Source organism: Nonomuraea sp. MTCD27 (assembly GCF_041950495.1).
GTDB lineage: Bacteria > Actinomycetota > Actinomycetes > Streptosporangiales > Streptosporangiaceae > Nonomuraea.
Map to the genome: position 1 here is coordinate 1 of NZ_JBGNUW010000021.1, position 23501 is coordinate 23501.

At 71.9% G+C, this 23501-nt stretch carries 19 protein-coding genes; 11 read left to right on the forward strand and 8 right to left on the reverse strand.

The window, feature by feature from the left end; genetic code table 11:
- Positions 1-157: 157 nt before the first annotated feature.
- Positions 158-2938, reverse strand: a complete 2781-nt coding sequence (locus ACBJ59_RS46065; RefSeq protein WP_375116408.1) for a carbohydrate-binding protein — start codon at positions 2936-2938, stop codon at positions 158-160.
- 518 nt (positions 2939-3456) lie between these two features.
- On the opposite strand from ACBJ59_RS46065, the gene ACBJ59_RS46070 reads away from it, so the two are divergent.
- The 7 genes from ACBJ59_RS46070 (at position 3457) to ACBJ59_RS46100 (ending at position 12176) form a co-directional block, all read left to right on the forward strand.
- Entirely contained in the window at positions 3457-4308 is an 852-nt protein-coding gene (locus tag ACBJ59_RS46070) for an NAD-dependent epimerase/dehydratase family protein (RefSeq protein WP_375116409.1), read from the forward strand.
- Positions 4305-5696 carry an enolase C-terminal domain-like protein gene (locus ACBJ59_RS46075; protein ID WP_375116410.1) on the forward strand — a complete coding sequence of 464 codons (1392 nt, stop codon included), beginning with the start codon at positions 4305-4307 and terminating at the stop codon, positions 5694-5696. The genes ACBJ59_RS46070 and ACBJ59_RS46075 overlap by 4 nt, the downstream gene beginning before the upstream one ends.
- 49 nt (positions 5697-5745) lie before the next feature.
- The gene (locus tag ACBJ59_RS46080; protein WP_375116411.1) at positions 5746-7893 is read left to right on the forward strand and encodes a substrate-binding domain-containing protein; all 2148 of its coding nucleotides are present in this window, start codon (positions 5746-5748) and stop codon (positions 7891-7893) included.
- A 97-nt stretch (positions 7894-7990) separates the two neighbouring features.
- The gene (locus tag ACBJ59_RS46085) at positions 7991-9016 is read left to right on the forward strand and encodes a glycoside hydrolase family 99 protein (RefSeq protein ID WP_375116412.1); all 1026 of its coding nucleotides are present in this window, start codon (positions 7991-7993) and stop codon (positions 9014-9016) included.
- Positions 9017-9037: 21 nt separating this feature from the next.
- Complete coding sequence (locus tag ACBJ59_RS46090) at positions 9038-10411, forward strand: ABC transporter substrate-binding protein (protein WP_375116413.1); 1374 nt, start codon at positions 9038-9040, stop codon at positions 10409-10411.
- Positions 10408-11376 carry a carbohydrate ABC transporter permease gene (locus ACBJ59_RS46095; protein WP_375116414.1) on the forward strand — a complete coding sequence of 323 codons (969 nt, stop codon included), beginning with the start codon at positions 10408-10410 and terminating at the stop codon, positions 11374-11376. The genes ACBJ59_RS46090 and ACBJ59_RS46095 overlap by 4 nt, the downstream gene beginning before the upstream one ends.
- The gene (locus ACBJ59_RS46100) at positions 11373-12176 is read left to right on the forward strand and encodes a carbohydrate ABC transporter permease (RefSeq protein WP_364137656.1); all 804 of its coding nucleotides are present in this window, start codon (positions 11373-11375) and stop codon (positions 12174-12176) included. The genes ACBJ59_RS46095 and ACBJ59_RS46100 overlap by 4 nt, the downstream gene beginning before the upstream one ends.
- 88 nt (positions 12177-12264) lie before the next feature.
- Here the strand turns inward: ACBJ59_RS46100 and ACBJ59_RS46105 are convergent, their stop codons facing one another.
- Positions 12265-12534, reverse strand: a complete 270-nt coding sequence (locus ACBJ59_RS46105) for a hypothetical protein (RefSeq protein ID WP_375116415.1) — start codon at positions 12532-12534, stop codon at positions 12265-12267.
- 383 nt (positions 12535-12917) lie between these two features.
- On the opposite strand from ACBJ59_RS46105, the gene ACBJ59_RS46110 reads away from it, so the two are divergent.
- The gene (locus tag ACBJ59_RS46110; RefSeq protein WP_364137660.1) at positions 12918-13211 is read left to right on the forward strand and encodes a hypothetical protein; all 294 of its coding nucleotides are present in this window, start codon (positions 12918-12920) and stop codon (positions 13209-13211) included.
- An 80-nt stretch (positions 13212-13291) separates the two neighbouring features.
- On the opposite strand, the gene ACBJ59_RS46115 is transcribed toward ACBJ59_RS46110, so the two are convergent.
- The 3 genes from ACBJ59_RS46115 to ACBJ59_RS46125 all read right to left on the reverse strand — a co-directional run bounded on the left by ACBJ59_RS46115 (position 13292) and on the right by ACBJ59_RS46125 (position 17201).
- Positions 13292-15643 (reverse strand): ExeM/NucH family extracellular endonuclease, encoded by a 2352-nt coding sequence (locus ACBJ59_RS46115; protein ID WP_375116416.1) that lies wholly within the window; start codon positions 15641-15643, stop codon positions 13292-13294.
- A 203-nt stretch (positions 15644-15846) separates the two neighbouring features.
- Complete coding sequence (locus ACBJ59_RS46120) at positions 15847-16851, reverse strand: alpha/beta hydrolase (protein ID WP_375116417.1); 1005 nt, start codon at positions 16849-16851, stop codon at positions 15847-15849.
- A gap of 32 nt (positions 16852-16883) precedes the next feature.
- A complete protein-coding gene (locus ACBJ59_RS46125) occupies positions 16884-17201 on the reverse strand; it encodes a putative quinol monooxygenase (protein ID WP_375116418.1) in 318 nt (105 codons plus the stop codon).
- A 181-nt stretch (positions 17202-17382) separates the two neighbouring features.
- Between ACBJ59_RS46125 and ACBJ59_RS46130 the strand changes: the two genes are divergently transcribed.
- The gene (locus ACBJ59_RS46130) at positions 17383-18270 is read left to right on the forward strand and encodes an AraC family transcriptional regulator N-terminal domain-containing protein (protein ID WP_375116419.1); all 888 of its coding nucleotides are present in this window, start codon (positions 17383-17385) and stop codon (positions 18268-18270) included.
- Positions 18271-18580: 310 nt separating this feature from the next.
- Here the strand turns inward: ACBJ59_RS46130 and ACBJ59_RS46135 are convergent, their stop codons facing one another.
- The 3 genes from ACBJ59_RS46135 to ACBJ59_RS46145 all read right to left on the reverse strand — a co-directional run bounded on the left by ACBJ59_RS46135 (position 18581) and on the right by ACBJ59_RS46145 (position 20945).
- Positions 18581-19261, reverse strand: coding sequence for a hypothetical protein (locus ACBJ59_RS46135; protein ID WP_375116420.1), 681 nt, complete (start codon positions 19259-19261; stop codon positions 18581-18583).
- Between the two features lie 242 nt (positions 19262-19503).
- Positions 19504-19914 carry a helix-turn-helix domain-containing protein gene (locus ACBJ59_RS46140; RefSeq protein WP_375116421.1) on the reverse strand — a complete coding sequence of 137 codons (411 nt, stop codon included), beginning with the start codon at positions 19912-19914 and terminating at the stop codon, positions 19504-19506.
- A gap of 194 nt (positions 19915-20108) precedes the next feature.
- On the reverse strand, positions 20109-20945 hold the full coding sequence (locus tag ACBJ59_RS46145) for a C40 family peptidase (protein ID WP_375116422.1): 837 nt from the start codon (positions 20943-20945) through the stop codon (positions 20109-20111).
- Between the two features lie 365 nt (positions 20946-21310).
- On the opposite strand from ACBJ59_RS46145, the gene ACBJ59_RS46150 reads away from it, so the two are divergent.
- Positions 21311-21910: an NADPH-dependent FMN reductase gene (locus ACBJ59_RS46150; RefSeq protein ID WP_375116423.1), complete on the forward strand. Its 600-nt coding sequence runs from the start codon at positions 21311-21313 to the stop codon at positions 21908-21910.
- A gap of 88 nt (positions 21911-21998) precedes the next feature.
- On the forward strand, positions 21999-23495 hold the full coding sequence (locus tag ACBJ59_RS46155) for an MFS transporter (protein ID WP_375116424.1): 1497 nt from the start codon (positions 21999-22001) through the stop codon (positions 23493-23495).
- The last annotated feature ends 6 nt before the right edge of the window (positions 23496-23501 follow it).

The window sequence follows — 23501 nt, forward strand, 5'->3', positions numbered from 1 at the left end:
CGAGGTCGCGGATGGCCTGCAGGCCCGCCGGGATCGAGTCGTGCCGGAACCCGGCGGTCTTGGAGAACACCAGCACCTGATAGGCCGGATCCACGGGAACGGCGGTCAAACCGGCCGCCACGAGCGCGAGGCTCAGGAGTTTGTGAAACATCGCCGCCTACCTGGTGATCGTGAACGTGTCGATGTCGAAGAGGTTGCCGCTGCCGCCGGTGAAGACCAGGAAGAGCGGTCCGGTGGCGGAGCCGGTCAGCGTGGTGGTGACGTTCTGGAAGCTCTCCCACCCGCCTGTGACGGGTACGGCCACCGAGCCGAGCAGGGTGCCGGTCGCCGACCCCGAACGCACCTGGATCGTCCCGCCCACCCCGCCGGACGAGACCCGCGCCGAGAACGTCTTCGCACCACCCGTGTCAACGCTCGAATAGCCCGCCCAGTCGCCGTTGTCCACGTAACCGAGCGTCCGGCCACCGCTGGCCGGCGCGTGCGTGGCCACCTGCACCCCGGAACCGGAGGTGTACGACTCCCCCTCGGCCGTCGTGCTCGGCGCCGTCCCGGTGGCGAAGGTGAAGGCGTCCACGTCGAACAGGTTGCCCTGCCCCGACACGCCCTTGAAGACCAGGAACAGCTCGGTCGTGCCGCCGGGGGCGTTGCCCAGGCCGGCCGAGACGTCGGTGAAGGTGTCCCAGCCGCCCGTGCTCGGCACCGCGAGCGTGCCCAGCAGGGTCCCGGTCGCGGAGCCGGCCCGTACCTCGATCGTCCCGCCGGGGCCGCCGGAGGAGACCCGCGCGGTCAGCCTGGTGACCCCCGCCAGGAGGTAGGGCTCGAAGGAGATCCAGTCGCCGTTGTCGGTGAAGCCCACGGTCGCGCCGCCCTCCGCCCCGCCGTGATTGGCGATCTGGATGCCCTGCTGGGCGCCGAAGTGCTCGGCCTGGCGGTGCGCCGGTTGCAGGGTGCGTACGCTGTGGCCGGTCAGCCCGCCCTTGTCGGTGTACTCGGCGTCGAAGACGCCGTAGAGGTTGGCCGCCGCGTCGTGCTCGCCGTCGGGCGGGATGGTGATCGACCCCTCGCAGCCGTTCTTCGAGGTGATGGCGTGGGTGTGGCTGTCATGGCCCACCAGGTACGTCACCTTGACGGCCGTGCAGGCCACGGTGCCGTCCTCGGGGTCGGTGACGGTGACCCTGAACGGCACGGCCTGCCCGTAGGTGAAGATCTGGCCGTCGGCGGGGGCGTTGAGCGTCACGGTGGGCGCGGTGTTGCCGACGGTGATCACCAGGCTGGCGGTCCCGGTCAGGCCCTGCGGGTCGCGTACGGTCAGGGTCGGCCGGAACGTGCCCACGGCGGTGTAGGTGTGGGCCGGGTCGGCCTGCGTGGAGGTGGTGCCGTCGCCGAAGTCCCACGTGTACGCGAGCGCGCCGCCCTCGGGGTCGGAGCTGCCGGCCGAGGAGAAGGCCACGGTCAGCGGCGCCTTGCCGGAGGTCCGGTCGGCGGCGGCCTTGGCGACGGGGTTGCGGTTGGCGCCGCCGAGGTACTCGATCCGGTACAGCGCCTGGTTACCGCCGCCCGTGCCGTAGTCGAGGACGTAGAGGGCGCCGTCGGGGCCGAACTCCGAGTCGATGATCTGCGTGCCGTCCCACGGGAAGTCCTCGATCACGCCGGGCGTGCCGTCGCTCTCGACCTCGATCGCCTTGATCCACTGGCGGCCGAACTCCGCGGCGAAGTAGCGGCCGTCGAGCGACTGCGGGAACTTGACCGTCGAGGAGGAGCCCGCGTCGTAGCGGTAGACGTCGCCGCCCATGGGCGACTCCGAGCCGCCGCCGAACTCCGGGGGCGAACCGGCGTCGCCGTACCTGATCCAGCTCGGCTTCGCGGCGGGCAGCCGGGCGAGGCCGGTGTTGCGGAAGGAGTTGTTCACCGGGCCGCCCGCGCAGTCGTACCTGGCGCCGGAGGGGCCGCTGGGGAAGGTGTACTCGTTGTAGGTCTCGGCGGCGGTGTTGGTGCCGGTGCAGTACGGCCAGCCGTAGTTGCCCGGGGCGGTGATGCGGTCGAACTCCACCTGGCCGCCGGGGCCCCGGCCGGGGTCGGCGGTGCCCGCGTCCGGGCCGTAGTCGCCCAGGTAGACCGTGCCCGTCTGCCGGTCGACCGACATGCGGAAGGGATTGCGGAAGCCCATGGCGTAGATCTCGGACCGGGTCCCCGCCGTGCCGGGCGGGAAGAGGTTGCCCGCCGGGACGGTGTAGGTGCCGTCGGGCTGCGGCTTGATGCGCAGCAACTTGCCGCGCAGGTCGTTGGTGTTGCCGGAGGAGCGCTGCGCGTCGAACTGCGGGTTGCGGTCGGTGCGCTCGTCGAGCGGGGAGAAGCCGCTGGACTCGAAGGGGTTGGTGTCGTCGCCGGTGGTCAGGTACAGGTTGCCCGCGGCGTCGAAGTCGATGTCGCCGCCCACGTGGCAGCACTGGCCGCGGTCGTTGGGCACCTCCAGAACGACCTTCTCGCCGGCCAGGTCGAGGGTGTTGTCGGGCCTGAGGGTGAAGCGCGACAGGTTGAGGTGGCCCTTCCAGGGCGCGAAGTCGGCCGCCGTGCCGGTCACGGGGGCGTCGCCGGCCGGGGTGCTCAGCTTGGGCGAGTAGTAGAGGTAGACGAAGCGGTTCGCGGCGAAGCCGGGATCGACGGCGATGCCCTGCAGCCCCTCCTCGTCGTGGGTGTAGACGTCCAGCTTGCCCGCCACCTTGGTCGCGCCGGAGGCGTCGGCGTGGCGGATCGTGCCGTCGCGGGCGGTGTGCAGCACCGACCTGTCGGGCAGGACGGCGAGCGACATGGGCTCGCCCAGTTCGGACGGTCCGAGGGCGAGCTGGACGTGCTGGTAGTCGCCGGGTGGGATGTCGATCGCCGCAGCGCCGGTGAACACCAGTGACGCCGCGACGAGCAGCCTCGACCACGCAGACATGGGCTTCCTTTCCTGACCGGGGGGACGTCAGGCAAGGCGCGCGCCGACCGCGCTTTGCTGTGAGGGCTGGAGGGGTGCTGCTCCAGGTTGCGCTTGACGTTTTGGGGACGTTTCGGGCACTCAAGGAGATGCTTACCGCGCCGTAATGTGGCTGTCAAGGCGTCTTTACTTCAGTGGATGAACGGCGAGAACCGACGAAGATCCGCAAAATATCGATCATTTTGCGCAATTTCCTTTATGGAACGGTCCTGCCCCTTGCACCTCCGGGGAGGGCGGCATTTAATCCAGACTCACGCCCGCCTGGCACCGACGGGAGATTGCGGCGACCCCCTACCGCCGACCACGGGGCGCCGCATGGGGTGCCTTCCCATCGGGCCAGGCGGGCGGGCCCCGGGTGGAACCCCGCGGCGGGCCGCTTCTTCCGGCGCGCAAAACTTACAGTCGCTGTACGCACCTTGACACCCCTTCCGCTTCCCATGCATGCTTTCTTCACAAATCGATTTGCACATGGGGAGTACATGACCGACTTTCCGCGACGGGTGCTGGTGACGGGGGCGGCCGGAAGCGTCGGCCGGGCCACCCTCGACCTCCTCGCCCGCCAACAGGTGGCGGTGACCGGGCTTGACCTGCGCGACCCCGGTGACCTGCCGCTCGACCGCATGGTGGCAGGCAGCGCCGGCGATCCGGAGACCGTGCGGCGGGCGCTGGACGGGGTGGCGGCCGTGATCCATCTCGCCGCCCTCCCGGCTCCCGCGCTGGGCACCCCGGAGGAGGTGTTCTGCGGCAACACCCGGGCCACGTTCGTCGTCCTGGAGGAGGCCGGCCGGGCGGGGGTGCGGCGCGCCGCCATCGCCAGCAGCATGTCGGCCCTCGGGCTGGCCTGGGCCGGCGGGACGTTGCACCCGGCGTACGTGCCCGTCGACGAGGAGATCCCGCTGCAGGTCGAGGACCCGTACGGGCTGTCCAAACAGGCCGACGAGCTCACCGCGGCGATGATGAGCCGCCGGCACGGCATGACCACCGTCGCGCTGCGCTTCCCCCGGCTGGGCGGGCCGGAGGACAAGCTGCAGCAGACGGCGGAGGAGTGGGCCGTCGACCGGGCCGCCGGCGCCAGGGAGTTGTGGAGCTACCTGGACGTCCGCGACGCCGCGCGGGCGGCGTGGCTGGCCGTCACGCGCCCGATCGAGGGCCACCACGTGGTGACCGTCGCCGCGCCCAACACGCTGATGTCCGAACCGACCGAGGAGTTGCTGGCCGTGTTCCATCCCGACAGCGAGCGGCGGGCCCCGCTGCCCGACCGCGCCGTGCCGGTCGACCTGCGCGCCGCCGAGCGGGTGCTGGGCTTCACCGCGCGGCACGTGCTGCCATGACGAGCCCGGACGCACGCGCCGCCGCGACCCGTTCCGAGGCGGGCACCGCCGCGACCGGCCCCGAGGCGCGCACCGCCGCGGCCGGGTGGGAGGCACGGGCCGCCGCGACCGGCCCCGAAGCCGCCGCGACCGGCCCGATGGCGGAGATGCGGGCGCCCTGGCCCGCCCGTGACGGCCTGCGCATCACGCGGGTGCGGGCCATCGTCACCGCGCCGGAGGGCCCGCCGCTGGTCGTGGTGAAGGTCGAGACCAGCGAGCCGGGCCTGTACGGCCTGGGCTGCGCCACGTTCACCCAGCGGTTCCACGCCGTGGCCGCCACCGTCGAGCAGCACGTGGCGCCGATGCTCGTGGGCCGCCACCCGGCCGACATCGAGGACATCACCCGGATGATCCACCTGTCGTCGTACTGGCGCGACGGGCCGGTGCTGAACAACGCGCTGTCCGGCGTGGACATGGCGCTCTGGGACATCGCCGGCAAGCGCGCGGACATGCCGGTGTACGAGCTGCTCGGCGGCCGGGTCCGCGCCGCGGCCGACACCTACCTGCACGCGGGCGGGGCCACGGTGGCCGAGACCCTCGACCAGGCCCGCGCGATCCTGGCGGCGGGCTACCGCCACGTCCGGCTCCAGACCGGGGCGCCCGGCCTGGGCCACTACGGCGCTCCGGGCACGGCGAACGGCTACCCGGGGCAGCCGTACCCCGACGGGTGGGACGTCCAGCGGTACCTGCGCGAGACCCCCGCCCTGTTCGAGCGCGCCCGGCAGGAGCTCGGGGACGAGCCGGGTCTCATGCACGACGTGCACTCCAGGCTCACCCCCAAGCAGGCGATCGGGCTGGCGCGGGCGCTGGAGCCGTACCGCCTGTTCTTCCTGGAGGACCCCATCGCGCCGGAGTTCTACGACCGCCTCCCCGAGGTACGCCAGGCGGCGCCGATGCCGATCGCGGCGGGCGAGCAGCTCGGCTCCGTCACCGACGCGGCCCGGCTGATCAGGCAGGGCGGCGTGGACCTGCTGCGGCTGCACGTCTCCTCGATCGGCGGCCTCACCCCGGCGCGCAAGCTGGTCGCGATGTGCGAGCTGACGGGGGTGGGCACGGCCTGGCACGCGCCCGCCGACGTCTCCCCCGTCGGGGCGGCGGCCAACCTCGCGCTCGACGTGACCACGGCGGCGTTCCAGATCCAGGAGGGGCACGTCTACCCCGACGCCGTCCTGGAGACGTTCCCCGGGACGATCAACCCGCGGCAGGGGTACCTCTATCCCCATGACACGCCCGGCTGGGGCGTCGACCTGGACGAGAAGGTGGCGGCCCGGCACCCGCCGGTCACCCACCTGCACGAGCGCTGGGCCGCCCGGGTCCGCAGGCCCGACGGGGGGCTGGAGGCGCCCTGACCGTAAAATTTTAGTGACTGAAAGGATTATGCCAATGTAATATCTCCGCATGCCGACCGAGCAGCCCCCGGCCAGACGCGAGCGGAAGAAGGCCGAGACCCGGCGCGCCATCGCGGACGCCGCGCTGCGCCTGTTCGCGCTGCGGGGGTTCGACGCGGTGACGGTCAACGAGGTCGCCGAGGCGGCGGACGTGTCGGCGAAGACGGTCTTCAACTACTTCCCCGTCAAGGAGCAGCTGTTCTACGAGCACGAGCCGCTGCTGTCAGGCGACCCGGCCGAAGCGGTCCGCCACCCACCGATCGGCCGGCCGACGGGCGCGGGGGTAGCGGACGGCCGGGCGGCGAGCGCGAGGGCAGCGGACGGCCGGGCGGCGGGCGTGTGGGCTCCGGGCGGCCGATCGGGCGCGTGGGTGACGGTCGCGCTGAGCGGCCTGCTGCGCGCCGAGCCGGTCGGTGACCTGGCCGTCTTCGGCCGGGTCTACCGCGACAGCGAGACCCTGCGCGCCTACGGCCGCGAGCTGTTCGCCGCACGTGAGCGCGCCCTGGCGGAGTCGCTGGTGGAGCCGCTGACGGGACCGCTGAAGGAAGCCGCGGCTAGGCCACCTGTGGCGTCACCGGAGGCGCCACCAGCGGGACCACCAGCAGGGCCGCCGGTGGGGCCGGTGGGGCCGCCGGTGGGGCTGCCTGCGAGGTCGCCGGTCGGCCCACCGGCGAGGTCAGCAGCGGGGCCCTCGGCGGGTGCCGTGGCGGAGGAGGCGGGCGGTCTGAGGCCGCGGATCCTGGCTGCGGCGGCGCTCGGGCCACTGCGGCAGGTGTGGGAGTCGATCCTGCTGGAGGCCGCCGACCGGGTGCCGCCCGCCGAAGCCGTCGCGCGCGGCGTGCGCACGCTGGAGGAGGCGTACGCCGTCCTGGGCGGCGCGTTCGAGGGCTTCCTCCACGGTCGCGGCGCGTCCGACAGCCTTCCTCGGGTCCACGGCCCGGCCGCGGGCTTTCCCCCGGGTCGCAGCCCGTCCGAGGACCTTCCCCCGGGTCGCAGCCCGTCGGAGGGCCTTCCCCCAGGTCGCGGACCGTCCGAGGACGTCACCCCATTCGAAAGCTCTCCCCCAGGTCAGGGCCCGGACGAGGGCCCTCTTCACGACCGTGGGGCGGCGGTGTACCAGGTGTCGCCGGGGCTCGACGAGCAGCCGCGGGCCGTCCGGGGTGAGCGGCCGAGCATCAGGCGGGTCGCCGACCTGGCCGGGGTGAGTGCGACGACCGTGTCCCACACGCTGAACGGCCGCCGCCCCGTGGCCGAGGAGACGCGGCGGCGGGTGCTGCAGGCCATCGAGGAGCTCGGCTACCGGCCCAACGTGCTGGCCCGCGGACTGCGGACCAGCCGCAGCCAGACCATCGGGCTGATCATCCCCGACATCACCAACCCGTTCTACCCGGCGCTGGCCCGCGGCCTGCAGGACGTGCTCGGCCCGGCCGGTTACGACCAGATCATCAGCAACACCGACGGCGTGCGGCGGGTCGAGCGGGCCGCGATCGAGCAGATGATCGCCCGCCAGGTCGACGGGCTGGCCTTCGCCGTGTTCCACACCCACGCCGAGGACCTGCTGCCGGTCATCGAGGCCGGCATCCCGGTGGTGCGGCTCGGCGGCCGGCTGGTCCAGCGGGGCGTGGACCTGGTGCACAGCGACGACGAGGGCGGCGCCGCCGAGGCCACGCGTCACCTGCTCGGCCGCGGCTACCGCAGGATCGCGTTCGTGTGCGGCCCGGCGGCCGAGGGCCCGGCGGCCGAACGCGTCGCCGGTTACCGCGCGGCCCTCGCCGACGCCGGCGTGCCGGCCGACCGTGCCCTCGTGACGCACACCGAGTTCAGCCGCGCGGGCGGCGCGGAGGGCGTGGCGCGGCTGCTGGAGCTGCCGGAGCCGCCCGACGCCGTCCTGTGCGCGAACGACGTCATGGCGATCGGGGCCCTGGACGTGGCGGCACAGCGCGGCCTGCGCGTCCCGGGAGACCTGGCCGTGATGGGCTTCGACGACATCGAGGCCGCCGGCATGGTCTCCCCCGGCCTGACCACCATGGCCAACCCGGCCCGCGAGATAGGCCAGGCCACGGCCGTGCGGCTGCTCGAACGGCTGCGCGGCGCCATCGACGAGCCGTCCACCGAGCTCGTCGTGCCCGCCCGCCTCGTACGCCGTCAATCCGCCTGAGGCGAACTCTTGACACCGCATGCGTTACGTGTAGATTTCGGAGGCATCTTAACGATTTGCGCGCCCGGCAGCTTCCTTCACCCCCCGAAAGGACGCCATGATCGCAAAACGTCGGAACCTCGTCCTCGTCCTCCTCCTGACGGCCCTGGCCTGGCTCCCCCAGGTGCCGCCGGCCGGCGCGGCGAAGCTGTCGCCGAACGTGCACCTGTTCTACTACCCCTGGTACGGCACGCCCGCCGCGAGCGGCGAGTGGCGCCACTGGCAGCAGGGCGGCCACACCCCGCCCGACGACGTCGGCGCCGACCTCTACCCCGCCCTGGGCGCGTACGACTCCGGCGACGCCGGGGTCCTGGCCCGGCACATGAAGTGGATCGGCCGGACCGGCGCCGGTGTGATCGTCTACAGCTGGTGGGGCCAGGGCAGCTACGAGGACGGCCTGGCCGCGCGGGTCATGGACGCCGCGGCCGAGAAGGGCATCAAGGTCGCCTGGCACCTGGAGCCGTACGAGGGCCGCACGGCCGCCTCCACCGTCGAGGACATCCGCTACCTGCACCGGACGTACGGCTCGCATCCCGCCTTCGACAACGTCTTCTACGTCTTCTGGAGCCTGCAGATCGCCGACTGGTCCGCGCTCGACGCGGTCAACGCGGACAACGTCATCCTCGCCCAGACCACCGACACCACGAAGATCGCCCACTTCAGCGGCATGTACACCTACGACGGCATCGCCGGGGCCACCGCGCCCGGCTGGAAGCAGGCCGGCGACTACGCCAGGGCGAACGGGCTGATCTGGGCTCCCTCGGTCGCCCCCGGCTACGTCGACGACCGTGCCGTTCCCGGCAACACCACGCCGACGATCGCCCGCGACAACGGCGCCGCCTACGACCGGCAGTGGACCAACGCCCTCGACCCGGCCATCGGCGGCTCGCCGACCTGGGTGTCGGTCACCTCGTTCAACGAGTGGCACGAGGGCTCGGTCATCGAGCCGGCCGACGGCACACCGCCCGCCGGCCACGGCTACCAGACCTTCCAGGGCGCCTACGGCAAGCAGGGCAGGGCCGCCGAGACGGCCTACCTGGACCGCACGCGGTACTGGGTCCAGAAGTTCGAGAGCGTGCGCTAGCCGTACGGAAAGGAAAGACCGATGACAACGGTGCGCAAGCGTGCGCTCGGCCTGGCCGTGGCGCTCACGATGGGACTCGCCGCGTGCTCGGGCGGCGGGAGCGGGGGCGGGCAGGAGCCGGCCGGGCAGTCGTTGCGGATGTGGACGTTCAAGAAGTCGCACGCCGACGCCCTGAACAAGGCGGCGGCACAGTTCACCGCCAAGACGGGCATCCGCGTCACGGTCGAGGCGATCACCCCCGACGACGTGTTCGTCAGCAAGGTCCAGAGCGCCGCGCAGACCGACGGCCTGCCGGACGTGCTGGAGGTGCACTCCTCCGGCGAGGACTTCGAGATGGGCGCGTCGGGCCTGCTGCAGGACCTCGCCACGGACGTCACCGACGCCTGGAAGCAGCGCCTGCTGCCCTCCACGCGGGAGAGCGGCGTGCTCACCCAGAAGAAGATCGACGCGGTGGCCGCCGACTCGCCGATCAAGAGCGGCAAGGCCGGGCAGCGCTTCAGCGTGCCGTTCACCGCGGGCGCCTTCGGCATCGTCTACGCCAACAAGGACAAGCTCCGGGCCGCCGGGCTCGATCCCGCCACCCCGCCGGCGTCGTGGGAGGAGTTCCTGAAGGCGCTGGAGACCACCACCGCCAAGGGCCAGGGCGGGCTGTCGCTGGGGCTGAAGGTCTCCCAGACCGGCTTCAACTGGATCTACCAGCCGCTCGCCTTCGCCCACCTCGGCAAGGAACGGTTCCACGCCCTGTTCGGCAAGGGCACAACGCAGGGGTTCGCGTCGCCGGACGGTGTCCGGACGCTCGAGGCGTACGCCAGGCTGACGCCGTACTGGATGCCCGGCACCACGACGCTCGGCATCGACGAGGCCGACATCGCCTTCGCGCAGGGCAAGTCGGCCTTCGCCGTGGGCGGCACGTTCACGCTGGCCTTCCTCGCCCAGAACGGGCTCAGCCCCGACAAGGTGCTCGCCTTCCCCGTCCCGCCGACAACCGAGGGCACGCACAAGCAGATCTCGATGGCGCCGCTCGCCCTGACCGGGCTCGGCGTCACGGCCACGACGAAGAACCGCGAGGCCGCCGTCAGGTGGATCGACTGGGTGACCTCGCCCGAGGGCGCGGGCATGGTGGCGAAGGAGTCACTCGACCTGCCCGCCACCGACCTCGGCACGCAGGCCGAGGCGCTGCTCGGCAAGGATCTGGCCGCGCTGCAGAAGCACTTCTCCGGGCCGCCGGAGAGCGCGTACGAGGCGGCCGACGACAGCTTCTTCCCCTCCGACTGGGACCAGGTCAAGCCCGGTGACCTGACCGTACGGCTCACGCCGCTGAAGGAGCTGAGCCCGCAGCAGGCGGGCGCCGAGCTGGACAAGATCGTGGCGTCCATGTGGAAGTCCACGCAGTGAGCACGACCTCCGTCGAACTACCCCCTGGGCGGCTGCGCGAGCAGCCGCCCGCGCGGGCCCGGGCGGCGGCGCGGTGGCGGAGCCGGCTGGTCGGGTGGGCCTTCGTGGCGCCCGCGGTCGCCCTGTTCCTGCTGATGGGCGCGTACACGATCGCCAGCGGCTTCCTGCTGAGCTTCGCCAAATGGAACGGCTTCACCCCCGAATGGCGCTGGGTCGGGCTCGGGAACTACGCCGACCTGCTGCACGCCGACCCGTCGCTCGCCGCCGACCTGCGCCGGGCCGCCGGGAACACGGTGCAGGTCATGGTCGTCACGCCGCTGCTGACCGTGGCCATCGCCCTGCCGCTCGCGGTGATGCTGAACTCCGTCACCCGGCTGCGCGCCGTCCTGCGTTCGGTGTACTTCCTGCCGTACGTGACCACCGGCATCGCCGTCTACTACGCCTGGCGCTACGTGCTGGAGCCCGACGGCGCGATCAACCTGCTGCTCGGCTCGCTGGGCCTGGGCAGCCTCCAGCAGCCCCAGGGCTTCCTCGGCAATCCGGACACCGCGCTGCCGACGCTGATCGTCATCCTGGTGTGGTCGAGCGTGCCGGTCGCCACGCTGCTCTACCTCAGCGGGCTGCAGGCCATCGACCGCGGCATCGTCGAGGCGGCGCAGATCGACGGCGCCGGCTCCTGGCACGTCCTGCGGCGCATCATCTGGCCGCTGCTGCGGCCGATCACCGTGGCCATCGTGCTGCTGGGCGTCCGCGACGCGCTGCACGGCTTCCAGATCTTCCTGATCGCCACGAACGGCGGCCCCGGCGGCCACACCGACGTGCTCGGCCTGATGGCCTACCGGCTGTCGTTCATGAAGGGGCTGGCGCCGTCGCTCGGCCACGCGAGCGCGCTGGGCTGGCTGCTCTTCGCCGGCGCTGTCCTGCTCACCCTGGCCAACGCGCGCCTGCTCCGGAGGGTCCAGTGAAGCGTTTCGCCTACGCCGGGCTGATCGCGTACGCGCTGGTCAGCGTGTACCCGTTCCTGTGGATGGTGTCGGGCGCGTTCAAGACCCGTGCCGAGATCCTCGAGGGCAACCTGCTGCCGCGCGAGCCCACCCTCGACACGCTCATCGCCACGTGGAGCCGGCTGCACTTCCTCGACTACTTCCTCAACAGCCTCCAGGTCACGGCGATGACCGTGGCCGGCGTCCTGGTGGTCTACAGCCTGGCCTCGTACGCCTTCGCCGTGCTGGACTTCCCCGGCCGCCGCTTCCTGTACTGGTTCTTCGTGGCGCTGCTGTTCGTCCCCGGCATCACGGTGCTGCTGCCGGTGGTGATCCTGGAGAAGAACCTCGGGCTGCTGGGCACCCACCTGGGGCTGGTGCTGCCCTTCGTCAACGGCACCGCGCCGCTCACGGTGCTGCTGCTGACCAGCAGCTACGCCTCCATCCCCCGCGAGCTGCGCGAGGCCGCCAGGTCGGACGGGGCGGGCGAGGCGCGGATCTACTGGTCGGTCTACCTGCCGCTGGCCAAGCCGGCGCACATCACCGTCGCCGTGCTGACGGCGGTCCCGACCTGGAACGAGTACGTGCTGACGCGCGTGTCGCTCTCCGACCGGTCGCAGTTCACGTTGCCGCTGGGCCTGGAGGCGCTCATCTCCAGCGAGGTGCCGAGCTACAACGAGGTGATGGCGGCGTCGCTGATCATCGTGCTGCCGGTGATCGCGCTCTTCCTGTTCCTGCAGCGGTACTTCATCAACGGGCTGGTGGGGGCGATCAAGGGCTGAGCACGGGCCGCCGTGCCTCAGTCCCACTCCTCCCAGGTGAGCCATCGATGTTCGCGGTTCAGCCAGTCGCCGTCGAGCCGCTCGCCGGTCAGGCGCTCGCAGAGCACGAGGGCCGACGCCTTGACGGTCGCCACTCCCCCAGTTCCCCGGCGATGGCCGTGCAGCCGATGCCGGCGGCCTGGCGCGGCTCGTAGGCCGCCTCGATCGCCTCCCGGTAGGTGCGGGAGCGGCCCGTGCCGAGATCTCCGAAGGCCGCGGCGGCGCGGTCGACGCCGATGCCATGAGAGAAGGTCAGGCACACGGGCCCGGTGAACCACTCCGCCACCAGGGCGCGATAGTGCTCGTTCGCGTCTCGCATGCTCCCCCTTTCGTGCGAGCCGGGCCGTCCGGCCGTGGCGCGGTCGCCGTCGGCGGGGTCAGGGACTACCGTGAGCACAAGTGTGCCCACCCGCCCGATCTTCAGGACCAAGCATGACCCGGCCGCAACCCGAGAGCGACCACCTCGTCCCCTACGCCCGACGAGCGACCCCGCACCCCATCTGACCGACCTCATCGCCGGACGAGTTTCTGCGACACCCCGAAAGGATCATCATCGACGAGCACTCCGCGCGATCAAAGGCAGAGCCCGTCCGGTGCCGCCGCCGTGTGGTCGAGTCGACGACCCTCAGCACTCGCCATCAGCCCCAGGCCGAGATCGCCCGATGGACCTGCCCTCACGGGCGCCATGTCGGTGACGGCTGCGTGACGTGTTACGAAGCCGCGGCCGATGCCGATCCGGCCCTGCCGCTGTGGGAGGTCGCCGTGTGGTTCACCTCGCCCCGGGCGATCCCGATCAAGGTTCTGCACGACGTGCATCGCCACGGCCGGCACTTCGCGATCGACCAGCCGTCGACCCCTCTGGTCTTCCTCCTTACCGGCCAGGCCCCGGCCGCCAACGGGGTGGAGGCGGTGGCGGGCCTGGTCGGGTTCCTGCTGCGGAACCGGCACATCATCGACGACTTCACCGTGACAGAGGTTCGCGCCATCCACTTCTGACGCGCACCCGTCCATCGGCCTCATCGCCGAGCGGCGTCCGGCCACGGCGGAGGGGGCTCCGCCGTGGCCGGCGCGCGTCCTCAGAGCCGCAGGCCCACCAGCAGCGGGTCGTGGTCGGAGGAGCGGAAGGCGTCGGGCGCGTACAGGTAGGGCGGGTTGTACTCGGTGTTGTAGTCCATGAACCGGCCCTCGTCGGCGTTGACGTGCCAGATGGTGGCGCCGGTCACCAGCTTGCGCGCGCCCTTGTCGGCGAGGACGTGGTCGAGCTCGCCGGACAGGCCGTCGAAGACGTAGCTGTAGCGGTCCTCCTTCTTGACGTACTTCTTGCTCAGGCTGGCCAGCCCGGCGTCCTCGAAGGTGTGGATCGGGTCCTCCTCGCCGTAGGCGTTGATGTCGCCGACGACGAGCGCGTTCGTCAAGCGGAGGCTGTCGATCAGCGCCAGCACGGCCTTGGCCTGCTTGACGCGCTTGGCGTTGTAGCAGCTCTGCCCGTCGCCCTGGTCGGCGTCGTCACCGGTGGCCGGGCCGTCGGCGTCGGTGCAGCCCTTGGACTTGAAGTGGTTCACCAGGACGGTGAAGGTCTTCCCGGGCCGGCCGGCCTTGGCGAAGGCCTGCACCAGCGGCGGCCGGTTGAAGATCGGGTCGGAGGAGGAGCGCGCCGGGCCGACCGGGGTGACCTTGGCCGGCTGGTAGATCAGCGCGGTCTGGATGAGGTCGGTGCCCGGGTTGGGGTGCGTGATCGCCTTGTACGTGCCGGCGCCGGCCTTGGCGTTGAGCGCGTCGACCAGGGCGTTGAGCGCCACGTCGTCGTTGCGCTCGACCTCCATGAGCCCGGCGACGGCGGGGTTGAGCGTGGTGATGTTGGCGACCAGCTTGGCGAGCTGGCGGTCGCGCTCGGCGGCGGTGGTGGCGCCGCGGGATCCGAGCGTGGTGAACCAGTTGAGCGTGTTGAGGCTGGCCACCCGGACGTCGCCGCCGACCTTCGCCGGCTGGGCCGGGCGGGGGTTCTCGGCCCGGAAGACCACGGGCTGGGTCGGCTGGACGCGGTAGACGTCGAAGCCGTACGTGAGGACGCCGGTCAGGTCCCTCACCTCGTCGCCGATCCGGACGGTGTTCGATCCCTTGGTGTGGTACGGCAGCGTGGGCGGGTTCTGCGCGGCCGAGCCGTCGTCGAGCAGGATCTTGCGTCGTGCGTCCTTCTCGGTGTCCACGCCCTTGCGGTCGGTCGGCTGCCACAGCCGCTCGTCCTCGGCGAGGGTGATCTCGCCGTACCGGGCCAGGTTGTAGGTCTCGGAGACGGCGAGGTCGTCGTCGAAGGTGACGAGCATGCCCTCGTAGCGCTCGAAGGTGACCCCGTCCTTCCTGAGCGGCAGGTCCACCTTGGCCGGCCTGATCGCGCCGGTGCCGCAGACGTTCACCGCGGTGGCGGGCGAGATCTCGGTGAGGCCGTTGTACTCGATCACCTTGCCGGAGACGAGCACCCGGTCGCCGGCCTTGACCGGCGAGGAGGAGAACACGAACAGGCCCTCGGAGGTCGCCGGGTCGGCGTCGGGCCGGGCGGCCTGGAGGTAGAAGCCGCCGAGCCCGCCGGAGCCCTGGAAGGAGCCGGTGACGATGCCCTCGACCCGGACGTTCTGGCCGGCCACGGGGCTGGTCTCGCCGCTGCCCTGCACCTGGGAGATCGGGTGCGTGGACGGGGTGTCGCAGCTCTCGGTCGGGGTCGGAGTCGGGGTCGGCGTGGGGGTGGGCGTCGGGGACGGGTCGGCGCCGCACGGGGCCGGGGTGGTGGCGCCGTTCCGCGGCGCGGGGGCCGCGGTCTCGAAGTCGGCGCCGTTGTCGTCGGTGTCGGCGCAGCCGCCGCTCTTGCGGAGCCCGCCGGTGGCGTTGGTGAGCGCGGGGGCGGCGGAGCCCTCGAAGAAGTTCGCGCCACCGTACCCGACCAGGTCGGCGAGCTGGGCGAGCTGGGCGTCGGAGCAGGGAGCGGAGGAGCCGTTGCAGGCCAGGCCCTCGGCCGAGCGGACCAGCGCCACCTTGCCCGCGGTGCCGCTCATGTTGATCGAGCCGACGCTGTCGGGCTGGGGCAGCGCGCCGCTGGGCGTGCTGCCGGCGGCGAGCTGGACGAGGTGGTACTGCCCCGGCGCGAGGGTGCCGGCGAGGTCGGCCTTGTTGGCGGCGAAGTTCCCGGTGCCGGTGGCGCTGGTGTACTGCACGGACCAGCCGTCCAGCGACACGGGGGCGCCGCTGCGGTTGAACAACTCGACGTAGTCATTGGAGAAAGTGGCGCCGGAGTTGCCGCCTCCGCCGTAGACCTGGCTGATGACCACGGTTCCGGGCGCCGCGGCGGCCACGGAGGGTGAGGGCAGGGCGGCGATCGAGCCGACGAGGACGCCGGCCGCAACGATGATCGCCCGAACCCGGGACTTAGCATGCATGCCGGGGAGCGTAAACCGACAAACAATGAAAAACCCGTATTAGGCATGGACGAGTCATGAAATCTTAAACATTGACACTTCGTGTCCAACTCGGGGTCGCGACTATGTCGTCATCGGACGATGCGGGTCGCCCGGAGCGTCACGTCGGGCCCGCACGATGTCCACCGCCGGTTGAGCAGAAGCGGCGTTCCACGCGAAGTCCGTCATGGTCCCGCCGTTGCCGCACGCTCGCTCTCGGAGGCGGAGCGCACGCGCGGCCCTCCCAGGGTGCGGGTGAGCCACTGGGTGCGGGTCCGGCGGGCGGCGGCCGACAGGCCGGCGTGGGGGAAGAGGGCGTCGAAGCCATGGAACCCACCGGCCCAGACGTGCAGTTCGGCCTGGCCGCCCGCGGCCCAGATGCGGGTGGCGTACTCGACGTCCTCGTCGCGGAAGACCTCGGCGGAGCCGGCGTCGATGTAGGTGGTGGGCAGGCCGGACAGGTTGTCCGCTGTGGCGGGTGCGACGTAGGCGGGGACCTGGTCGCCGGTGCGGTCGCCGAGGACGGCGCTCCAGGCGAACGCGTTGGTCTCGCGGGTCCACACGCCGGGTTCGCCGGCGTACTGGCGGCTGGAGGTGGTGGTGTTGCGGTGGTCGAGCATGGGGCAGATCAGGACCTGGGCGGCGATCGCGGGTGTGCCGCGATCGCGTGCCATGAGGGTGACGCCGGCGGCGAGGCCGCCGCCCGCGCTGGCGCCCGCGACGACGATGCGGCCGGGGTCGATGCCCAGCTCGCCGGCGTGGCCGGCGATCCAGCGCAGGCCCTGGTAGCAGTCCTCGACGGGGGTGGTGCCGCCGGCCTCGGGGGCGAGCCGGTAGCCGACGGTGACCACGACGGCACCGAGCGCGTCGAGCCATTCGAGGGGGATGTCGATCTGCGAGAACCGGTCGCCCATGATCATGCCGCCGCCGTGCATCCAGTAGACGCACGGCGCTCCGGAACCGGCGCCGGCCGGGGTGAGGACCGTCATCGGGATCGGCGCGCCGTCGAGGCCGGGGACGGTGACCTCACGCCGGTGCACCTCCCGGCCCTCCAGCAGGGGTTCGACCGGCGACGGGGGCATCTGGCGCAACTGCGCGAGGATCTGCGGGGTGATCTGCCGGACCAGCGGCAGGCCGGCGAGCAGGGCGTTCAGCTCGGGGTCGAGAGCGGGGCGCGCGGGAGACGACATGGTGTTTCCTTCCGGCAGGTGTTCGCGGGGGATCAGAAGGCGGCCTTGCCGCCGACCGGCACGAGGTCGGTGTACGGGGACTGCGCGGCGACCAGGTCCTGGACCTGGACGACGAGGGCCTGGGCGGCCTGGCCGGCGAAGATCCGGTGGTGGTCCTCCTCGCTGGTCCAGCCCTCGGTGACGTGGACGACGTCGGGGTCGGAGGCCGACCGGCAGACGAGGTAGACCAGGCAGTGCTCGTCGGCGGCCGGGCTGCCCGCGTCCAGACCGGTCAGCAGCAGGTCGGCCAGCCGCTCGCCCATGCCGGGCTTGGCGGTCAGGGTGGCGTTGAACCCGTAGCGGACGTTCACGACAGTGCTCCTTCGAGGATGGCCATGCATGATTCCCTCGGCCAGGGATTCTTCGCCCTCGGCCGGGTGACTCCATTTCATCGCCTGGAGCTGGTGTAACGGTAGAACGAAGCTCCTCGGCTCTTGCACGATCCTCTCCGTCTGGCGTGCTGATCCGGGATGGTTGTGGTGGAATCCGGGCATGGGATTCGAGGAGCTTCGCGCGTTGCTGGCCCGCCACGTCCGGCCCGAGGAGACCACCGTCATCGACGGCCTGTACATCGCGAAGGCCGAGCGGACGGGCCCGCCGTCACCCGCGATGTCCGGCACGGTGCTGGCGGTCCTCGCCCAGGGCGCCAAACGGCTCGCGGTGGGTGACCGGATCCACGAATACCGCCCCGGCAGCTACCTGGTGGCCTCCGTCGACCTGCCCGTCACCGGCCACTTCGTCGAGGTCGGCCCGGAGCGTCCGGCGCTGGGGCTGGCGCTCGTCCTGGAGCCGTCCGCCATCGCCGACCTTCTCCTGCGGGCCGGCTCCGGCGATCTCCCCCGCCCCCGGGCGGTGGCGCTGCCGGGCATCGCCGTCGCGGGCATGACGGCCGACCTGCTCGACGCCCTGATCCGCCTGGTGCGCCTGCTGGAGCGGCCCCGCGACCAGGCGGTGCTGGCGCCGCTGGTCAAACAGGAGATCCTCTGGCGGCTGCTCACCGGGGAGCAGGGCGGCACCGTACGCCAGCTGGGCCTGGCCGACAGCAGCCTCAGCCACATCGCCCGGGCCGTCCGCTGGATCCAGGACCACTACGCCGAGCCCTTCCGCGTCGAGGACCTGGCCCGGCTGTCCGGCATGAGCCCTTCGGCCTTCTACCGCCACTTCCAGACGATCACCGCGCTGAGCCCCATCCAGTTCCAGAAGCAGATCCGCCTCCAGCAGGCCCGGCTCCTGCTCGCCACCCACGCCGGTGACATCACGGGGGTCGCCCACCGCGTCGGCTACGACAGCGCCTCCCAGTTCAGCCGCGAGTACCGCCGCCAGTACGGCATCCCGCCCAGCCACGACGCCAGCCGGCTGCACGCCCCGGCACCCCTGTGATCAGGAGTGCAGTCATGCGTCCGACAGGCCGCCCGTCCGCATGATGGCCGGAGGCGTCCTTCGGGGAACCGCGCTCGGCCGGCTGGGCGCCGCCCATGCCGTGGAGCTGCCGTTCGTCTTCGACGTCACCCATCTGCCCCGGCTGCGCGGGCCCGAGGCCCTGCTCGGCCCGGGCGAGCCGCCCGCGGCCCTGGCCGCGGGGACGCATGCCGCCTGGTGGACGACCCGCACGGCGAGGAGCTCCAGGCGTGGCTCTGAATTCCGGGCCGGCTTCCGTTCGCCCCCGCACCGGCGCCGTCCGGGTGACCGGTCACTCCTTGCGGGCGTCCCACGGCACGCCCACCCAGCTGTCGAAGGCACGCAGCAGGACCGTCAGCGCGGCCGCCAGCCTCCAGTCGGTCTCCGGCGCGTGCAGGAGCAGCCGGTCGCCGCCCGACCGGAACTCCAGCGGTGTCCGTCCGTCCGCCCGCCAGATGATGCGCCTGGGCCCGCGCGCGACGTCGCCACCGTTCCCCAGCAGAGCCGACAGCAGGAACAGCGCCTGCACCGGCCACAGCGCCCACCACACGCACCACCAGACGATGCGGCCCTTGTAGCCCACCGCCTCACGGCCGCCCGCCTGCCGCACGGTCCAGCGGGTACGCAGTCCCCTGCCCCGGAGTGCCTTCTCGCGCACGAAGGTGCCGATGAGTTCGCCGTGTGCCCCGAAAACCTGAAACGTCGCGACGCCGCCGGCGGCCGAGGCGGTCACCAAGGTCGCCACCCGCTCCCGGCGGTGCTCGTCGGCCCACAGCACGAATGAGCGGGCACCGCTGCCGCGGGCGGCGAGGTACGCGGGCACGCCGCCCGGCGGGAGCTCCCGCTCCGGGTAGGCGACCAACCGCGCTGATCCGGATCCGTCGGAGAACTCGACCAGGTCCCGCACCGGCTCCGGCGCGCCGCCGGCACCGGCTCTGCCCCGCCAGACCCTCATGGTCATCTCGCTGCTCATCCGATGGTCTCCTTCGTGCTCGGAGTCCCGAGCGGCTTCGAGGGTGGGCCGGCCCGGCACGAACGCGATGACCATCCGCCGCCACGGTCCGTCTCGTCGCAGGGTCACTCCTTCTAAGGGGCGGTCGGGGCCGGGCCCGTGGCGACCGATCTCCGGCACTGATCGCCGAAAGGCACCGTAGCAGCACGAATCGGGTCACCGGCTCCGGGTCCGCAGGGCCGCCGCTCCCTGATTGGTCCGGTTCATCGTCTCGACGCGTGCAGCGCGGCCAGTGCCTGCCTTTCGAGGAGGCGGAAACCGCACGACCCGGCGATCGCCACGGAGCCGAGGGACGCCTGGACCTCGCCGTGCCAGACCTCGATCGGACCGAGCACACGGATGCGCAGCGGGCCGCCACGGATCGGATCGGCTTCGGTGCGCGGGGGGCGATGGGCCTCGGCGGCGGCGTGCAGGTGCTCGGCCTCGGGCCCGCCCAATCCGAGTGCGACGGCGATGGCCTGGACCGAGTCCCGCTTCGGGCTTCTCGTCCTGCCCTGTTCCAGGTCGCGGATGGTGCCCGCGCTCACGCCCGCCCGGTCGGCGAGTTGCCGTTGCGTCAGTCCGGCGCGGCGGCGATGGGCTCGAAGCAGCCCGCCGAAGCTTGTCTCCGTCACTCGTACCTACTCCGAGTGACCAGATTGTTGATCTGCGACCTTCGGGGCACCAGACGATCCTAGGCCAGAAGACGCCACAGGCCCCAGCGTGCTGGCGAAAGCACACCGGGGCCTGTGTTATGCGGAGCGGTGGTCGTCGTCCGGCGGCGGTGTCCTGGGCGTCCCGGTCGCGGCCTGGACCCCCAGGAGAGACGTCATTCGTTGTCGATGGTCGCGACGCCGAGGATGCGGAAGGCCGCGACGCGGACGTTGCGGAGGCTGCCTTCGTCATGGACGCCGGCGTTGGTTCCCGGCTCGAGCGCGTCGAGGACCCGGCCGTCCCCCTCCCAGAAGGAGACGTGGCCGACGGCTTCCGCGGTCGTCTTGTAGAAGATCAGGTCACCGACCTTCAGGCCCGAGTACGCGACCTCCTTGGCGTAGAACTTCCCGGGGGACTGGTTGTTCCTGGCCCAGTTCCACATGTCGACGGCGCGGCGGACGGGCCAGCCGGGGAAGTTCGCGATCGGGTTGTAGGAGGAGTAGACCAGGCCCGAGCAGTCGTAGCCCGGGTGCTCGGGCGTGCCCAGACCCCCGAGGATGTAGGGTGCGCCGCTCTTGGCCATGGCGTTCTTGTGGGCGATCATGCTCCAGTTGTAGATGTCCCGCTCCTGGTAGCAGTGCGTCCCCTGATCGGTCGTCCCGTTCTGGACCCGCACCCTGAGGTGATTGATGTTGGGGACGTTGTCGCGGGGTTCCAGTCGGACCTGAGGCCGATCTCGTTGTGGCCGTTGCCACCCTCGGAGGACGAAGTAGGGCTCGCCGCTGGGGAAGATGAAGGGTGCCACGCTGTCGTCGATACGCCAGCGGACGGTCACCTTGTCCGCGGTCTTCCAGTCGACCTGGATGAAGGCCTCGGCACCCGGGCAGGAGACGGTGAGCGTGCCGCTCGGATTGCTCAGACCGTCGGCGTACGCCGAGGGCGCGGCGGCGAGGACGGCGCTGGAGACCGCGACGCAGAAGGCCACGATCAACGTCATGATTCTGGGCTTCACATGTTTCCTTTCATGGTGAATTCCGGGCATCGTGGGGGATCGGCGGAACTCGCGGAGGTGGGCGGGAAGTCACGCGTTGCCGCACGTCAGCGGCTGCCGGCCGCGGGCTGACGAGGTCTTCGGCGGCTTGGTGTGAACGTTAGGGACCGGCGCTGGCACGGCGCTGTCCGTACTCCGCCCGTACCGTCGCGCACGCCGCCCGTACCGGACAGGCGTCCTTGCCGACCGCAACCGGCCGCGCCGCCCCGCATCTCGCGCCCGCTCGGCGGCGGCGACCCGCAGATGCGATTACAGTCAACGTTTTACTTTTTGCCATACACGTTGTACTTTACCGATGTTCCGAAAGCACCACGAGGAGAGCAAGCATGATCAGGATTGCCATCGTCATCGGCAGCACCCGCCCCCGCCGCAGGACCGCCGTGGCGGCCCGCTGGGTCGCCGAGGTCGCCGCCCGCCACGAGGCCGGCGCGGCCGGGCGGGCGACGTTCGAGGTCGTCGATCCGGCCGCGTACGGACTGCCGGTCCTGGACGAGCCGACGCCCGCCCTGTTCGGCGAGTACCGTCACCCCCACACCAAGGCCTGGGCCGAAGCCATCGCCTCCTTCGACGGCTTCGTGTTCGTCACTCCGGAGTACAACCACTCCGCGCCCGCCGCGTTGAAGAACGCCATCGACTTCCTGCACGCCGAATGGAACAACAAGGCGGCCGGCTTCGTCAGCCACGGCGTGCACGGCGGCGTGCGCGCCGTGGAGCACCTGCGCCAGGTCATGACCGAGCTCCAGGTGGCCAACGTGCGCACCCAGGTCGCGCTGTCGGCCTTCACCGATTTCGAGATCACCGACCCGGCCGAGCCCGGCGTGATCGCCCCGGGCCCCCACCAGGAGCCCACCCTGGTCGAACTGCTCGACGAGGTCGTCGCCTGGTCCACAGCGTTGAAGGCGCTGCGCGCGCCGGTGGCGGCATGAGCATGCGGCACGGGCCGGCGGGCCGTACCGGACCGCGTGTCCCCGAGGCGTTCCCGGGCGCGGTGATCCGCGCCGGTGGAGGGCGGCCGTGACCGGGCGGCGGGCCGTGACGCTGGCAGCCGTGCTGCTGGGCTTCCTGGCGTTGCCGATGCTGATGTCCGGCACCACCGTCGCACTGCCGCGGATCGGCGCCGACCTGCACGCCTCCGGCGCCGCCCTGCAGTGGGTGGTGGTGGGCTACTTCCTGGCAGCCGCCGCGATGATGCTGGTCGCCGGATCGCTGGGCGACCTGTTCGGCCGCCGCCGCGTCTTCGCGGCGGGCGCCGCCGTCTACGCCGCCGGGGCGCTGGCCAGTGCGCTGGCCGACGGCATCCTGCTGCTGAACGCGGCCAGAACGCTGTCGGGCATCGGCGCGGCCGGGGTGATGGCCGGGGGCGGTGCCGTGCTCGGCGCCACCTTCACCGGCCGTGCCCGCACCCGGGTCTACGCGGCGATGGGCACGACGGCGGGCGTGGGCCTGGCGGCCGGCCCGACGTTGTCCGGCTGGATGGTCGGCGCGCTCGGCTGGCGGGCCACCTTCGCCCTCTTCGCCGCCGCGGGGCTGCTCATGCTGGCCGGCGCGGCCGGCATGGCCGAATCGCGGGCGGGTGGGAGACCTCGCGTCGACGTTCCCGGCGCACTGACCCTCATCGCCGCGCTCACCCTCACCCTGTTCGGCGTCAACCAGGCCTCCGACGCGGGCTGGGCCAGCACGATCGTCCTGCTCCCGGTGGCCGCGGGTCTGGCCATGTTCGTGACGTTCGTGCTGGTCGAACGCGGGGCCCAGCACGCGGTGCTGGACCTCGGCCTGCTGCGCGACCGCCGTTTCCTGGCCTGGACGCTGGCCGGGCTGCTCCTCGCCGCCGGACCCGCCGGGGTGACCGCCTACCTGCCCACCTACCTCCAAGCGGCGGGAGGCGCGTCCGTCCAGGAGGCCGGGCTCATCATGCTGATGCTCACCACGCCCGTGCTGCTCCTCCCCCAGCTGGGCGGCTTCCTGATCAACCATGGCGTCCGGCCCCGTGCCCTGGTCACCGTCAGCCTGTCGCTGATCGCCGCGGGCAACGCCTGGCTCACCACGCTCCACCCCGGCATCACGGCCACCGGGCTCCTGGCCCCGCTGGCGACCATCGGCGCCGGCATGGGCCTGATGATCGGCACCACCGACGCCCAGGCCGTGAACCGGGTCGAACAGGACCGCATCGGCATGGCCACCGGCCTGCTCAACACCGTGCGGGCCGGCGGCGGCGCCCTGGCCACCACCCTGTTCGGCGCCGCCCTCGCCACTGCCCTGCACGACCGGGCCGGCGAGCCCGAACGCGCCGCGCGGATCGTCGCCGGCAAGCTCGCCGAGCCTGGCCGGGCTCTGGAGGCGACCTTGCTCACCGAGGCGTGGCACCTGACGCTGTGGTGTACGACCGGCGTCTGCGCGGCGGCCACGCTGGCTGTGTGGGCGCTCCTTGGTTCCCCCCGCCCGCACGACACAGCCACCGCGACCGCCCCCGCACCCCGGCCCGGGCTGTCCTCCCGGAACCCGGCGAAATGAGCATCC